Source organism: Duganella aceris (assembly GCF_011090165.1).
Classification (GTDB): Bacteria; Pseudomonadota; Gammaproteobacteria; order Burkholderiales; family Burkholderiaceae_D; genus Rugamonas; species Rugamonas aceris.
The window spans coordinates 143,785-159,128 of the sequence record NZ_JAADJT010000009.1; the positions used below are offsets into that span (position 1 = coordinate 143,785).

General features: G+C 68.6%; 12 protein-coding genes. All 12 read left to right on the forward strand.

All coding sequences use genetic code 11. The features are described 5' to 3' along the window. The first annotated feature begins 38 nt into the window (after nucleotides 1-38). On the forward strand, nucleotides 39-797 hold the full coding sequence (locus GW587_RS20065; protein WP_166106377.1) for a Crp/Fnr family transcriptional regulator: 759 nt from the start codon (nucleotides 39-41) through the stop codon (nucleotides 795-797). Between the two features lie 108 nt (nucleotides 798-905). After that, on the forward strand, nucleotides 906-1,706 hold the full coding sequence (locus GW587_RS20070) for an ABC transporter permease (RefSeq protein WP_166106378.1): 801 nt from the start codon (nucleotides 906-908) through the stop codon (nucleotides 1,704-1,706). Next, complete coding sequence (locus GW587_RS20075; RefSeq protein ID WP_166106379.1) at nucleotides 1,703-2,944, forward strand: ABC transporter ATP-binding protein; 1,242 nt, start codon at nucleotides 1,703-1,705, stop codon at nucleotides 2,942-2,944. The genes GW587_RS20070 and GW587_RS20075 overlap by 4 nt, the downstream gene beginning before the upstream one ends. Beyond that, entirely contained in the window at nucleotides 2,941-4,392 is a 1,452-nt protein-coding gene (locus GW587_RS20080) for an FkbM family methyltransferase (RefSeq protein ID WP_166106380.1), read from the forward strand. The genes GW587_RS20075 and GW587_RS20080 overlap by 4 nt, the downstream gene beginning before the upstream one ends. An 18-nt stretch (nucleotides 4,393-4,410) precedes the next feature. Next, nucleotides 4,411-7,332 (forward strand): glycosyltransferase, encoded by a 2,922-nt coding sequence (locus tag GW587_RS20085; protein ID WP_166106381.1) that lies wholly within the window; start codon nucleotides 4,411-4,413, stop codon nucleotides 7,330-7,332. Next, a complete protein-coding gene (locus GW587_RS20090) occupies nucleotides 7,322-8,521 on the forward strand; it encodes a glycosyltransferase family 4 protein (protein ID WP_166106382.1) in 1,200 nt (399 codons plus the stop codon). Before GW587_RS20085 ends, GW587_RS20090 begins: the two co-directional genes overlap by 11 nt. A gap of 147 nt (nucleotides 8,522-8,668) precedes the next feature. Further along, complete coding sequence (locus GW587_RS20095) at nucleotides 8,669-10,735, forward strand: hypothetical protein (protein ID WP_166106383.1); 2,067 nt, start codon at nucleotides 8,669-8,671, stop codon at nucleotides 10,733-10,735. Between the two features lie 2 nt (nucleotides 10,736-10,737). Continuing rightward, nucleotides 10,738-11,691: a glycosyltransferase family 2 protein gene (locus tag GW587_RS20100; protein ID WP_166106384.1), complete on the forward strand. Its 954-nt coding sequence runs from the start codon at nucleotides 10,738-10,740 to the stop codon at nucleotides 11,689-11,691. Then, complete coding sequence (locus tag GW587_RS20105; RefSeq protein ID WP_166106385.1) at nucleotides 11,684-12,382, forward strand: GNAT family N-acetyltransferase; 699 nt, start codon at nucleotides 11,684-11,686, stop codon at nucleotides 12,380-12,382. Before GW587_RS20100 ends, GW587_RS20105 begins: the two co-directional genes overlap by 8 nt. Nucleotides 12,383-12,389: 7 nt before the next feature. Continuing rightward, nucleotides 12,390-12,752, forward strand: a complete 363-nt coding sequence (locus GW587_RS20110; RefSeq protein WP_166106386.1) for a DMT family transporter — start codon at nucleotides 12,390-12,392, stop codon at nucleotides 12,750-12,752. Nucleotides 12,753-12,763: 11 nt separating this feature from the next. Next, the gene (rffA, locus tag GW587_RS20115; RefSeq protein ID WP_166106387.1) at nucleotides 12,764-13,891 is read left to right on the forward strand and encodes a dTDP-4-amino-4,6-dideoxygalactose transaminase; all 1,128 of its coding nucleotides are present in this window, start codon (nucleotides 12,764-12,766) and stop codon (nucleotides 13,889-13,891) included. Continuing rightward, complete coding sequence (locus GW587_RS20120; protein ID WP_371875627.1) at nucleotides 13,888-15,339, forward strand: UbiA family prenyltransferase; 1,452 nt, start codon at nucleotides 13,888-13,890, stop codon at nucleotides 15,337-15,339. Before rffA ends, GW587_RS20120 begins: the two co-directional genes overlap by 4 nt. Nucleotides 15,340-15,344: the final 5 nt, after the last annotated feature.

Below are 15,344 nucleotides of genomic sequence, written 5' to 3' on the forward strand. Positions count from 1 at the left end.
CCCCAAAATTAAGTATAAGTAACGTTTTAGGCGTACCGATGACCAACCCGACCCACCCGACCGACACCGAACAGCCGGCTCCGGCCCCCGCCGCCGGCAACGAGGCGTCTGCGCAAAACGTGCAGGTGCACCTGCGGCGCATTCCCCTGCTCGCCGGCCTCAGCGACGAAGAAGTGCAGCGCCTCAAGGCCGAGCTGCGTTTCCGCCAGCACGCCAAGCGCGACGTGGTGCTGCAGAAGGGCGCGGCCGGCGACGGCCTGCTGTTTCTGCTGTCGGGCCAGCTGCAGGTGATCGACGTCACCGAGGACGGGCGCGCGATCGGCCTGCGCATGCTGGCGCCGGGCGACTTCTTCGGCGAGATCGCGGTCATCAACGATTCCCAGCGCACCGCCTCGGTGGTGGCGATGAGCCCTGTGCTGGTGGCGTTCCTGCCGGCGCCCGCCGCGCTGCACCTGTTTTCGCACTCGCCGTCGGTGGCCAAGCTGATGCTGCGCCACCTGGCGGCCAAGATCCAGCGCGACTCCGAATTCCGCTCGCTGCTGAGCATCAACAACACCACGCGCCGCATCTACACCTTCCTGGTGCAGATGAAATCGCCGTCCGAGGCGCCGGGCCAGCCGGAGATGGTGAAGAACCTGCCGACCCACCAGGACATCGCCAACATGATCAACACCAGCCGCGAGACGGTGACCCGGGCGCTGACCGCGCTGGTGCAGCAGGGCATCATCCAGAAGGACAGCAAGGGGCTGCTGATCGTCGATCCGCAAGGCCTGCAAAAGCTGGTCGAAGGCCCTTGAGGCGCAAGGTATAATTGCGCGTTTTTTTCCCATGCCGCCGATGCGGCGCATCATCACCGACACTATGACACCAGCCATTCCCCACCACCGCGCGCCGGGAGCCCGCCCATGATCATCCTGGGCCGCCTGCGCAACCTCGCCAGCTACCGCGGCTTCATCCTGGGCAGCGTGCAGCGCGAATTCCAGTCCAAGTACCGCAACTCCATCCTCGGCGCCGCCTGGACCGTGCTCAATCCGCTGGCGATGATCGTGGTCTACACCGTGATCTTTTCGCAGGTGATGCACAACCGCCTGCCCGGCGTCAGCTCGACCTTCGCCTACAGCATCTACCTGTGCGCCGGCGTGCTGACCTGGAATTTCTTCGCGGAAATCACGACCAAGGCGCAGACGGTGTTCCTCGACAACGCCGGCCTGATCAAGAAGATCAACTTCCCGCGCCTGTGCCTGCCGATCATCGTGCTGTGCAACGCCGGCGTCAACTTCGGCATCATCTTCGGCCTGTTCACCGCCTTCCTGCTGGTCTCCGGCAACTTCCCCGGCTGGGTGTTCCTGGCCGTGTTCCCGGTGCTGGCGCTGCAGATCATGCTGGCGCTCGGCCTGGGCATGATCCTCGGCGTGCTCAACGTGTTTTTCCGCGACGTCGGCCAGGCCTTCAGCATCGCGCTGCAGTTCTGGTTCTGGTTCACGCCGGTGGTGTACCCGGTCGCGGTGCTGCCGCCCGAGGCGCAGCGGCTGCTGGCCTTCAACCCGATGGCGCCGGTGATCCAGGCCTACCAGGACATCCTGGTGGCGGCGGTCGCGCCGAACTGGGCCAGCCTGCTGCCGGCCGCCGCGCTGGCGGCGCTCCTGTGCCTGCTGGGCATGCAACTTTTCCGCCGCCGCGCGGGTGAAATGGTGGACGAACTGTGAACGGCAGCATACACGTAACGAACCTGGGCAAGGCCTACAAGCGCTATCCGACCCACCGCGCCCGCCTGCTCGAATGGCTGCTGCCGTCCAAGCCCAGGCACCAGCAGATCTGGGTGCTGAAGGACATCAACTTCAGCGTCCGCCCCGGCCAGGCGCTGGGCATCATCGGCATCAACGGCGCCGGCAAGAGCACGCTGCTGAAGCTGATCACCGGCACCGCCGCGCCGTCGGTCGGCAGCGTCGCCATGCACGGCCGGGTGGCGGCGATGCTGGAGCTGGGCATGGGCTTCCACCCCGACTTCAGCGGCCGCCAGAACGCCTACATGGCCGGCCAGCTGATCGGCCTGAGCGCCGACGACATCACCACGCTGATGCCGGAGATCGAAGCGTTCGCCGAAATCGGCGAATACATCGACCAGCCGGTGCGCGTGTACTCCAGCGGCATGCAGATGCGGCTGGCGTTCGCGGTGGCCACCGCGCGCCGCCCCGACGTGCTGATCGTCGACGAGGCGCTGTCGGTCGGCGACGCCTACTTCCAGCACAAGAGCTTCGAACGCATCCGCGCCTTCCGCGCCGAGGGCACCACGTTGCTGATCGTCTCGCACGACAAGGGCGCGATCCAGTCGATCTGCGACCGCGCCATCCTGCTCGACAAGGGCCGCGTCAGCAAGGAAGGCACGCCGGAAGAGATCATGGACCTGTACAACGCCATGCTGGCCGAGCGTGAAACCGCCGCCGATTCGGTGCGCCAGGAAACCCTCGACAACGGCAAGGTGCAGACCATCTCCGGCACCGGCGAGGCCAGCGTGCGCTCGGTGGCGCTGCTGAAGGACGACGGCACGCCGGCCGAGGTGCACGGCGTCGGCGGCGACGTCGACCTGTGCGTCGAGATCGACATCCACGCCGACATCCCGGAACTGACGCTGGGCTTCCGCATCAAGGACCGGCTGGGCCAGAACATCTTCGGCACCAACACCTACCACAAGCTCAAGCCGATGAGCGGGCTGAAGGCCGGCCAGCGCCTGCGCGCGCACTGGCGCTTCCCGCTCAACCTGGGACCGGGCAGCTACTCGGTGGCGACCGCGCTGCACAGCAGCGACAACCACCTGGGCCAGAACTACGAATGGCGCGACCTGGCGCTGGTGTTCGAGGTGATGAACCTCAAGCACGCCTACTTCGAGGGCAGCACCTGGCTGAACCCCGACATCGAGATCGAATACGGAGTTGCGCAACCATGAGCCTGACGTCCTACGCCCCCAATTTCGAAGACGTGCTGCTGATGCGCGCGCTGCGCCATGTCGAGCGCGGCTTCTACATCGACGCCGCCGCCGGCGCGCCGCTGCAGGGCAACGCCACCCAGGCGTTCTATCAGCACGGTTGGCGCGGCGTCAACCTGGAGCCGGCGCCGGCGCCGCTGCGCGACCTGCGGATCGCCCGCCCGGCCGACGTCAACCTGGCGCTGGCGGCCGCCGCCGCGCCGGACCGGCGCGACTGGTACGACATCGAGGGCGAGGACGGCACCTTCGACGCCGACCTGGCGCTTCAGCGGCGCGCCGCCGGCCGCGAGGTAGTGCGGCGCAGCGTCGAACTGCAAACGCTGGACGCCGTCTGCGCGCAACACGCGCCGGCGCAAATCCATTTTCTCAAGCTGGGCGAGCGCGCCGCGCTGGACGGGCTGGACCTGCAACGCCGTCGGCCGTGGATCATCCTGCTGCGCGACGCCGGCACGACGGCGCTGCCGGCGCTGGAGGCGCAGGGCTACCGCCTGGCGCACGCCGGCGGCCTGCACCAGTTCTACGTCGCCGCCGAGCACGCGACGCTGGCCGCCGCGCTGGCGCTGCCGCCGCATCCGGCCGACGCGTTCCTGTTGTGCGAAGACCATCCCTACGCCCAGCCGCTGGCCAAGTGGCGGCAGGCGGTCGCCGCCGCCGAACAGGAAGCGGCGAGCGCGCGCGACTGGGCCCAGGCCCACGTGCGCGAATGGCGCGAAAAATTCGACCGCCTCGAAACCGAACAGCGGCGCGGCGACACCGCCGAGCGGCAACTGGAGGAGATGGCGCTGCGCGCCTACGCGGCCGAGGCCGAGCTGCCGCTGCAACAGCAACAGCAGCACGAGCGCGAGCACGTGCTGCAGCAACAGCGGCACGAACTGGAGCAAACGCTGCAGCAACGCGAGCAAGCGCTGCAGCAGCAACAGCAACAGACGGAGCAGCAGCGTGCGCGCGCCGACGCCGCCGAAGCCCAGCTGCCGCCGCTGCGCCAGCACGCCACGTATATGGAGCAGACGCTGCACGGCGTCTACGCCAGCCTGTCGTGGCGCCTGACCTATCCACTGCGCTGGGGCAAGTTGACGCTGTCGCGCCTGCGCGCCTTCGCGCGCGCGCTGCCGGGCCGCGCGGTGCGCGCCACGCGCCGCCGCGTCAAGGGCCTGGCCGGCGCCGCGCTGCGCTATGTCACCGCGCGGCCGAGGCTGTCGTTCTTCCTGCGCCGGAACATCTCGCGGCTGCCGTTCATGGTGCCGGTGATGCGCGCGCTCAAGCTGCGGCTCCAACTCAACAACGCCCACGCGCCGTCGCCGGAGGCCGCGCCGCCCCCCGCCCCCACCAACCTGGACGGCCTGCCGGAAGCGGCGCGCCAGGTGTTCGACGACCTGCGCCGCGCCCGCCGCCAGTCCCCCCATTCCTGACCGGACCACCGACCCATTATGCGTATCGTAATCGACCTGCAAGCTTGCCAGGGCTCCAGCACCAACCGCGGCATCGGCCGCTATTCGATGGCCCTGCTGCAAGGCATGCTGCGCCAGGCCGGCGGCCATGAGCTGCACGTCGCCGTCAACAACCACTTCCCGGACGCCGTGGCCGACCTGCGCCGCACGCTGGGCGAATTCCTGCCGCAAAGCCAGATCGGCGGCTACACGCTGCCGGCGCAGATCTGGGAGCACCAGCCGCTCAACAGCTGGCGCGTGCGCGCCGCCGAGCAATTGCGCGAGCATTACCTGGCCGGGCTGAAGCCGGACGTGGTGCACATGTCGAGCCTGTTCGAAGGCCTGGGCGAGGACGCTTGCACCTCGGCGCTGCACAGCCGCGGCGACTTCGATACCGCCGTCACGCTGTACGACCTGATTCCGCTGATCCGCAAGGAAACCTACCTGACCGACCCCAACGTCGCCAACTGGTACTACCGCAAGCTGCAAAGCCTGAAGAACGCCGAACTGCTGCTGGCGATCTCCGGCTACTCGCGGCAAGAGGCGATGGAGGCGCTGCAGCTGCCGGACGAGCAAGTGGTCAACATCTCGTCGGCGGTCGACACCATCTTCGTGCCGCGCGCCATGAGCGCCGAGGCGGAACTGGCGCTGCGCGGAAAATACAAGCTGACCCGCCCGTTCATCATGTACACCGGCGGCATCGACTACCGCAAGAACATCGACGGCCTGATCGCCGCCTACGCCAAGCTGCCGGCCGAGCAACGCCGCCAGTACCAGCTGGCGGTGGTGTGCAGCGTCAAGCAGGAGGACCGGCTGCGGCTGCTGGCGATCGCCGCCAGGCACGGCGTGCCGGAAGGCGATGTGGTGCTGACCGGCTTCGTCTCCGACGACGAGCTGGTGTCGCTGTACAACCTGACCTCGCTGTTCGTGTTCCCGTCGCTGCAGGAAGGCTTCGGCCTGCCGGCGCTGGAGGCCATGTCCTGCGGCGTGCCGGTGATCGGCTCCAACAACAGCAGCATTCCGGAAGTGATCGGCCGCGCCGACGCGCTGTTCGATCCCAACCACATCGAGCAGATCACCGCCAAGATGCAGGAGGTGCTGAGCACGCCGGCCTTCGGCGCTGCGCTGCGCGCGCACGGCCTGGAGCAGGCCAAGCTGTTCTCGTGGGACGCCAGCGCCAAGACCGCGTTGGGCGCCTTCGAGCAGGTGCACCAGCGCCGCCTGGACAGCCGCCGCGTCGCCGTGACCGTCGGCGGCACGCTGACGCAGACGCCCGGCACGCGCCGGCCGCGCCTGGCCTATGTGTCGCCGCTGCCGCCGGAACGCAGCGGCATCGCCGACCAGAGCGTCGAGCTGCTGCCGGAACTGGCGCGCTATTACGACATCGAAGTGGTGGTCAACCAGCACGAGGTCGGCGAGCGCTGGATCGCGGCCAACTTCCCGGTGCGCGACAGCGCCTGGTTCGACGCCAACGCCGAGCGTTACGACCGCGTGCTGTACCACTTCGGCAACTCCGGCTTCCACGCCCATATGTTCGGCCTGCTGGCGCGCCATCCGGGCGTGGTGGTGCTGCACGACTTCTACCTCAGCGGCGCGGCGCACTACCTGTCGTCGCTGAACCGCGAAAGCAACGCCTACGCCCGCATGCTGTATCAATCGCACGGCTACGCCGCGCTGATGCATGAAAAGGCCGAGGGCCGTGAAGCCTCGTATTACCACTACCCGTGCAACAAGCCGGTGCTGGACCAGGCCGCCGGCGTGATCGTCCACTCCAGCTATTCGCAGCAACTGGCCAAGCGCTGGTACGGCGCCGACCAGTACCGCGACTGGCGCTACATCCCGCTGCTGCGCTCGCAACCGGGCACGCTCGACCGCGCCGCCGCGCGCGCCGCGCTGGGCCTGGGCGACGACGATTTCCTGGTGTGTTCGTTCGGCCTGCTGGCGGTCACCAAGTGCAACGACAAGATCCTTGAAGCGTGGCTGAACTCGGACCTGGCCAAGGCCAAGAACTGCCATCTGGTGTTCGTCGGCGAAAACCATGTCGGTCCGTTCGGCAACGCGCTGGCGGCGCGCATGGCCGGCCACGCCAACGTCAAGATCACCGGTTTCGTTTCGCAGGAGACTTTCCGTACCTACCTGGCGGCCGCCGATTGCGGCGTGCAGCTGCGCAGCCGCTCGCGCGGCGAAACCTCGCTCACCATCCTCGACAGCCTGGCCTACGGCCTGCCGACCATCATCAACGCGCACGGCTCGGCGGTGGAAATTCCCGACCACGTGGCCATCAAACTGCCGGACGAGTTCACCGACGCCGAACTGAGCGGCGCGATCCTGCGCCTGCGCGACGAGGCCGGCCTGGCCGAGCGGCTGATCGCCGACAGCGCCGAGTACATGCACCGGGTGCACCACCCGGCCGCCGTCGGCGCCGCCTACCATGCCGCCATCGAGGACTTCGCGCGCCACAGCCCGCGCGCCCAATACCAACAGGTGCTGGCGGCGCTGGGCGAGATCACCGCCGTGGCCGAGCCGGACGAACAGGATTGGGTGCAGGTGGCGGCCAGCCTGGCGGCCAACGCGCCGCCGCGCAACGTACCGCAACTACTGGTCGACATCGGCGGCACCGAGAGCGACCCGGCGGCACGCGCCCGGCTGCTGCGGCTGCTGGCCGCGCCGCCCGAAGGCTACCGGGTCGAACCGGTGCGTCATGAAGAAGACGGCTACCACTACGCGCGCCGCTACACGCTGGCGCTGATCGGCCGCGAGGAACTGACGCTGGCCGACGCCGTGGCCGACGTCAGCCCGCGCGACGCGCTGCTGGTGCTGGGCGCGGCCGGCAGCGGCGCCCCGGCGACCGCCGCCGCCGCGCTGCACAACCGCGGCGTCACCCTGTTCGACGGCGCCGAAGGAAGCCTGCATGCAGCCTGACGCCACGCCGCAACTGCTGCTCGACCTGTCTGAGCTGGTCCGGCACGACGCCCGCTCCGGCGTGCAGCGCGTCACGCGCGGCATTCTGACCGCGCTGCTGGCGGCGCCGCCGGCCGGCTTCCGGGTGCGGCCGGTGTACGACGCCGGCGGCTACTACGCCTATGCCGTCGCCGGCGGCGACCAGGACGGCGCGCCGCGCCAGCAGCCGGCGCCGGCCGGCGAGGAGGAGCCGCTGCGGGTGGCCGAGGGCGACGTCTTCCTCGGCCTCGACCTGACGCTGGAGGCGGCGGTGCGCAACCGCGCCATGCTCGACGACCTGCGGCGGCACGGCGTGCTGCTGCACTTCGTGGTGTACGACCTGCTGCCGCTGCGCCATCCCGAATGGTTCCACGCGCCGGTGGCGGCCGCCTTCGGCGCCTGGCTGGAGACCATCGCCGCGCTGGCGGACGGCCTGGTGTGCATCTCGCGCGCCACCGCCGACGAACTGCTCGACTGGCTGGACCTGCATCCGCCGACGCGCACCGCGCCATTACAGGTCGGCTACGCCCACCTGGGCGCGGACATCGCGGCCAGCGCCCCGAGCGGCGGCATCGGCGCCGACGAACTGGCGCTGCTGGCGCTGCTGCGACAGCGGCCGACGCTGCTGATGGTCGGCACGCTGGAGCCGCGCAAGATGCACACCCAGGCGCTGCGCGCGCTGGAGCGGCTGTGGCGCGACGGCGTCGACGTCAACCTGGTCATCGCCGGCAAGGCCGGCTGGCTGCTGGACCAGCTGGGCCCGTCCTTGCGCGCCCACGCCGAAGCCGGCAAACGCCTGTTCTGGCTGGAGCGCGCCAGCGACGAAATGTTGCTGCGCCTGTACCAGGACAGCACCGCGCTGCTGGCGCCGTCGATGGGCGAGGGTTTCGGCCTGCCGCTGATCGAGGCGGCCCAGCATGGGCTGCCGGTGATCGCCCGCGACCTGCCGGTGTTCCGCGAAGTGGGCGGCGAACACGTCTGGTATTTCAGCGCCGACGACGACGCCGAATTGGCCGCCGCGTTGACGCGCTGGCTGGCCCTGCACACGGCCGGCGAGGCGCCGGCGTCGGCCGCCATGCCCTATCTGGATTGGGCGACCAGCGCCGAGCGGCTCGGCGATTGCGTGCTGCGCCGCCGCTGGTACCGCGCTGCGACCGTCAAATTACCCTAGGCTTACAAATTATCACAATTTAGCGCCCGCGCCGGACTCCCGGCCGGGCCGCGCCGCATTGCTGATTTCGCAATAGCCCGATATACTAAACGACACTTTTACCTTTATTTACACGCTGCTATGCTCCCACGCCTATTCCAATCTGGGATGCTGACCAGACGCTGGTTACCGATTTTCCTCTGCATCAATATTCTATTGCTGGCGTTCTACCTGCTGGTGGACTACCAGCTGATGTTCCACTCCGACTCCGCCGTCAAGAACCTGCTGGCGCAGGAAATCATCGAAACCGGCCGTTACTTCCCGCCCGACTGGAACTACGCCAACAACGATTTGTGGGTGTTCTACACCCAGACCTTCGTGCTCCCGCTGCTGCTGTTCATGCACAACGGCTTCCTGGCGCACGCCGGTTCCGACCTGGTGTCGGCGGCGCTGATCCTGCACGGCACCTGGTTGCTGACCGGGCTGCTGGAGCAAAGCCGGCTGGCGCGGCTGCTGGGCATGCTGGTGCTGTCGGCGGGCATGTCGCTGATCATGGCCGAGCACATCTACGGCCAGGCCGCCTACGGCTCGATGTATTACATGGCCTGCTACCTGATCTGCGCCTACTGGCATCTGAGCCAGGCCAAGGGCGGCCGCCGGCTGCTGCTGTCGGCCGCCGCCACCGTGGCGCTGACGGCGCTGGTGTTCTGGGCCAATCCGCAACGGGCGCTGTTGTTCTACGGCCTGCCGCTGTTGTGCGCCGGCGCCTGCCAGCAGTGGCTGGAATACCAGGCCGCGCGTGGCGAGCGGCGTCCGGCGTCGCGGCGCCAGCTGCTGGCGCTGGCGCTGACCGTGGCCGGCATCGCGCTCGGTGTGCTGCTGAGCAAATACACGCTGCAGAAGGTGCACAACACCGCCGGCCTGACCGCGATGCAGTGGCTGGATTTCGACCACATGAGCAAGCAGGGGGCCGGCGTGGTGGCCGGCGTGGTCGGCCTGTTCGACGGCGTGCCGCGCGCCAACTCGACGGTGGTGTCGCTGTTCGGCGCCTACCAGATGCTGCGCCTGGTGGGCGCCTTCGTGCTGTTGCTGATGTTGCCGTGGGCGCTGTACAAGGCGGTCCAGCCGCGCCGCACCTCGCGCCAGCTGGTGGTGGTGTTCGCCGCCGTCTCGCTCGGCCTGAACCTGCTGATCGTGCTCACCACCGACCTGGCCGACATGGGCTATGCGCCCGGCGGCGTACGCTACCTGGTGCCGTCGCTGCTGATCATGCTGCTGATCCTGATCGGCGTGGTGGTCGACCGGCGCGCGCTGCCGCCGCTGTTGCGCGCGGCCGGCCTGGCCGGTGTGCTGTTGCTGGCCTCCAGCGCGCCGGCCTCCTACTTGTATCCCTACAGCAGCTTCCTGCATCTGCCGCGCCAGGGCGTGATGCTGCAGACGCCGGACCAGCAGCTGAGTCATTTCCTGCAACAGCAGGGCCTGCGCTACGGCTACGCCAGCTTCTGGAACGCCGGCAAGCTGTCGGTGCTCAGCGGCGGCGCGTTGCGGGTGCGCCAGGTCAGCATCGAGCGCGGCCTGCCGCAGCCGGTGCGCAAGCTGAGCTCCAACCGCTGGTACCAACCGTCGTACTGGCAGGGCGAAACCTTCCTGATGCTGCGCGACGATGAACTGCAGGCGCTGAACCAGCCGCTGCTCGACAGCTACGCCGGCGCGCAGCGCCGCCTGCGCTTCCAGGACTACACCATCCTGGTGTTCCCGGCCAACCTGGCCGCCAGCCTGCCGTCGTGGGACCTCGCCGTCGACAATCCGGTGCACTACCGCATCGACGCGCAATCGATGCACCTGATCGGCCGGCTCGAGGGCGGGCCGGAGCAGCCGGGCGCGCTGACCGCACAGCCCGGCGAATCGGGCGCCCTGCACTTCGGACCGATGCGCGCGCTCAACGGCGGCGACTACACGGTCCAGTTCGCGCTCGACGCCGGCGGCGACGGCGTGCATGATTTCGGCTTCGTCGACATCGTCGACGGCGGCGGCGTCACCATCCTGGCGCGCCGCCAGCTCACCGACGCCGGCCCGCAACGCATCGCGCTGCGCTTCCGCAGCGACCAACCGCTGTCGACGGTCGAGTTCCGCGTCTTCAGCAGCGGCCAGGGGCGCTTGACGCTGCGCGGCATCGACATCGCGCGCACCCCACCCAACAGCATCGCCGCGGCCCCGGCCGCGCAGGAGAAATAGAAATGCAGGCAACACCTTTGATCTCGGTCGTGATCCCGGTCTACAAGGCCGAAAAAATGCTCGACGAGCTGTACACCCGCTTGCGCGACGCGCTGGAGACGGTCAGCACCAACTTCGAAATCGTGCTGGTCGAGGACTGCGGCGGCGACCGCTCGTGGCAGGTGATCGAGCGCCTGGCCGAGGCCGATCCGCGCGTGGTCGGGCTGCAGTTCTCGCGCAACTTCGGCCAGCACTACGGCATCACCGCCGGCCTCGACCAGTGTCGCGGCGACTGGGTGGTGGTCATGGACTGCGACCTGCAGGACGCGCCGGAGGAAATCCCGCGCCTGTACCACAAGGCCCAGGAAGGCTACGACGTGGTGCTGGCGCTGCGCGGCCAGCGCCAGGATCCGCCGCTGAAGCGCTTCACCTCGTGGCTGTTCTACCGCCTGTTCAGCTATCTGGCCGACATCGACTTCAGCGGCGACAGCGGCAACTTCCGCATCATGTCGCGCCAGGTGGTGAAGAACTTCAACCGCATGCGCGAGCAGCTGCGCTTCTTCGGCGGCCATGTGCAGTGGATGGGCTTCCCCACCACCGGGCTGCAGGTGCAGCACGCCGAGCGCGCCGAAGGCAAGTCGACCTACACCTTCGCCAAGCTGTGGAAGCTGGCGGCCGACACCATCATCGCCTACTCCGACAAGCCGTTGCGCATCGCGGCGCGGCTGGGCCTGTCGATGGCGGCGGTGTCGCTCGGCTTCGGCGCCTTCCTCCTGATCCGTTCCATGATCCACAGCTCGCCGATTCCCGGCTGGTCCAGCCTGATCGTCTCGCTGTACTTCATCGGCGGCCTGATCATCGGCATCCTCGGCATCATGGGCGTCTACCTGGGCAAGGCCTTCGACGAGACCAAGAAGCGTCCGCTGTACATCGTGCGCCGGCTGACGCCGAACGCGCAGGAGATGGCCGATGAGTGATTTGCTGAAGGCCGCGCCATGGGACCAGGCCGCCTTCGGCATGCCGGCCTGGGAATTGACCGAATACAGCACGGCGGCGCTGGACGCGGCCGACGCCACGCCCGGCCACCAGACCATCAAGCTCGATCCGCTGGCCGACAAGCGCGCGCTGCACGAGCGCGGCTTCTACTACACCGACACGCTGCTGGAAACCGTGGCCGGACGCGAGCAGCTGCGTCCGCTCAAGCCGCTGGACGGCCACAATATGTCGACCGCCGCCAAAATCGTCGCCATCGGCCGCGAGTTCGAGCTCGACGCCGCGCTGGCGATCTGCCACGGCGCCTTCGCGCACGGCCGTTTCCACCGCGACTTCCAGATCGATCCGGCCGGCGCCACGCTGCGCTACGACAACTGGCTGCGCCAGCTGGCCGCCGCCGGCCAGGTCTACGGCCTGTTCGCCGAGGGCGCGCTGGCCGGCTTCATCGGCTACCACGGCAACGCGCTGGTGCTGCACGCGGTGGCGCCGGCCTACCGCGGCCGCGGCCTGGCCAAGTACTGGTGGCGCCAGGTGATCGTCGAGCTGTTCAACGCCGGCCACCCGACGGTCACCAGTTCCATCTCGGCCGGCAACATGGCGGTGCTGAACTTGTACGCCACCCAGGGCTTCTCGTTCCGCCATCCGCAAGATATCTATCACCGCATCGTAAAGTGAGCGCACCATGAATTACCTGTACATCGCCATGACCATTTTCCTCACCGTGTTCGGCCAGATCGCCATCAAGATGCAGGTGGCCAAGGCCGGCGCGCTGCCGGACGCCGGCGGCGACAAGCTGATGTTCCTGGTGCGCCTGCTGCTCAACCCGTGGATCGTGGCCGCCTTCGCCGCCGCCTTCCTGGCCTCGATTTCGTGGATGGGCGCGATGACCAAATTCGAACTGAGCCACGCCTATCCGTTCATGGCGCTGAATTTCGTCATCGTGCTGCTGCTGAGCGCGTGGCTGTTCAATGAACCGCTGTCCGTCACCCGCATGGCCGGGGTGGCGCTGATCTGTATCGGCACCATCGTCGCCGCCCAAGGCTAAGGAGATCCCGCATGAATCCCATTCCGTTCAACAAACCCTTCATGACCGGCCGCGAGCTGTGGTACATCGCCCAGGCGCACACCAACGGCCACCTGTCCGGCGACGGCCAGTTCACCAAGAAATGTCACGCCTGGATCGAGCGCAGCACCGGCACCCGGCGCGCGCTGCTGACCCACTCCTGCACCGCCGCGCTGGAGATGTCGGCGCTGCTGGCCGAGCTGCAGCCGGGCGACGAGGTGATCATGCCGTCGTACACCTTCGTCTCCACCGCCAACGCCTTCGTTATGCGCGGCGCGGTGCCGGTGTTCGTCGACATCCGCCCGGACACGCTCAACATCGACGAGAGCAAGATCGAAGCCGCGATTACGCCGCGCACCAAGGTGATCCTGCCGGTGCACTACGCCGGCGTGGCCTGCGAGATGGACACCATCATGGAGATCGCCGCGCGCCACCAGCTGATCGTCATCGAGGACGCGGCGCAGGGCATCATGTCGACCTACAAGGGCCGGGCGCTGGGCACCATCGGCCACATGGGCGCGTATTCCTTCCACGAGACCAAGAACATCATCGCCGGCGAAGGCGGCGCGCTGCTGGTCAACGACCCGGCGCTGGCCGAGCGCGCCGAGATCATCCGCGAAAAGGGCACCAACCGCAGTCAGTTCTTCCGCGGCCAGGTCGACAAGTACACCTGGGTCGACATCGGCTCGTCCTACCTGCCGGGCGAAGTGATCGCCGCCTTCCTGTGGGCGCAGATGGAGGAGGCCGACAACATCACCGCGCGCCGGCTGGCGCTGTGGGACCGTTATCACGCGGCGCTGGCGCCGCTGGAGGCCGACGGTCTGCTGCGCTGTCCGGTGGTGCCGGCCGACTGCAGCCACAACGCGCACATGTACTACATCCTGCTCGACTCGCTGGAGCAGCGCACCAAGGTGATCGCCGCCATGAAGCAACAGGGTGTCAGCTGCGTGTTCCACTACGTGCCGCTGCACAGCGCGCCGTACGGGGTCAAGCACAGCCGCCACGTCGGCGACATGACGCACACCAACACGCTGTCGGACCGCCTGCTGCGCCTGCCGCTGTGGGTCGGGCTGGAAGAGGAACAGGAGCGCGTGCTGAACGCGCTGCGCGCAGCGCTGTGATCGAGCCGGCTCCGGTGCCGGATCCGGTGCCGCTGGTCGTCGACCTCGACGGCACGCTGCTGCGCTCCGACCTGCTGGTGGAATCGGCGCTGGCCCACGCCCGCGCCAAGCCGTTGCGGGCGCTGGCGCCGCTGGCCTGGCTGGGCGGCGGCAAGGCCGCGCTGAAGCAGCGTCTGGCCGAGGCGGCCGACATCGACGTCGCCGCCCTGCCTTACGATGGCCGCGTGCTGGAGCTGATCGCGCGCGAACGCGCGCTGGGCCGGCGCATCGTGCTGGCCACCGCCAGCCACCGGCTGTACGCCGAGCGGGTCGCCGCGCATTTGCAACTATTCGATGAAGTGCTGGCCACCGAGAACGGCGTCAACCTGTCGGCCGGACGCAAGCGCGACAGCCTGCTGCAGCGCTACGGCCACCAGGGCTACGACTATGCCGGCAATTCGGCCGACGACCTGGCGGTGTGGGCCACGGCGCGCCGCGCCTACGTGGTGAACGCCGGCGCCGCGCTGCAACGGCGCGCCGAGGCGCACGGCAACGTCGCCGAGCTATTGCCGCCCCCGTCCGGCGGCGCACGCCTGCGCGCGCTGTTCCAGGCGCTGCGCGCCCACCAGTGGGCCAAGAACCTGCTGCTGTTCCTGCCGCTGCTGGCGGCCCACGTGCTCGACCATCCGGCCAGGCTGGCGGCCGGCGCGCTGGCGTTCCTGTGCTTCAGCCTGTGCGCCTCCAGCGTCTATCTGCTCAACGATCTGCTCGACGTCGGCGACGACCGCCACCATCGCAGCAAGCGGCGGCGTCCGTTCGCCGCCGGCACGCTGCCGCTGCTGGCCGGGGTGGCGCTGGCGCCGCTGCTGCTGGCGGTCGCGTTCGCCATCGCGCTGTGGCTGCTGCCGTGGAAATTCAGCGCCGTGCTGCTCGGCTACTACGCGCTGACGCTGGCGTATTCGCTGACGCTGAAGCGGGTGATGGCGCTCGACGCGATCACGCTGGCGGGGCTGTACACGCTGCGCCTGATCGCCGGCGCCGCCGCCTTCGCGGTGCCGCTGACGTTCTGGATGCTGGCGTTCTCGATGTTCATGTTCCTCAGCCTGGCGCTGGTCAAGCGCTACGCCGAACTGCGCGAGGCGCGCCATCGCGGCGACCAGGGCCAGGCGCGCGGCCGCGGCTATTTCCCCGGCGACCTGGAGATGATCGCCTCGCTGGGCGCGGCGTCCGGCTATCTGGCGGTGCTGGTGCTGGCGCTGTACACCCAGGACCGCGCCACGGTGTCGCTGTACCGCCAGCCGCAGCTGATCTGGCTGGCCTGCCCGCTGCTGCTGTTCTGGGTCACCCGCACCTGGATGCTGACCCATCGCGGCCAGATGCATGACGATCCGGTGGTGTTCGCGCTCAAGGACCGCGCCAGCCTGGTGGTCGGCGCGCTGTTCGCGGCCATTTTCTGGGCCGCGACCTGACGCCG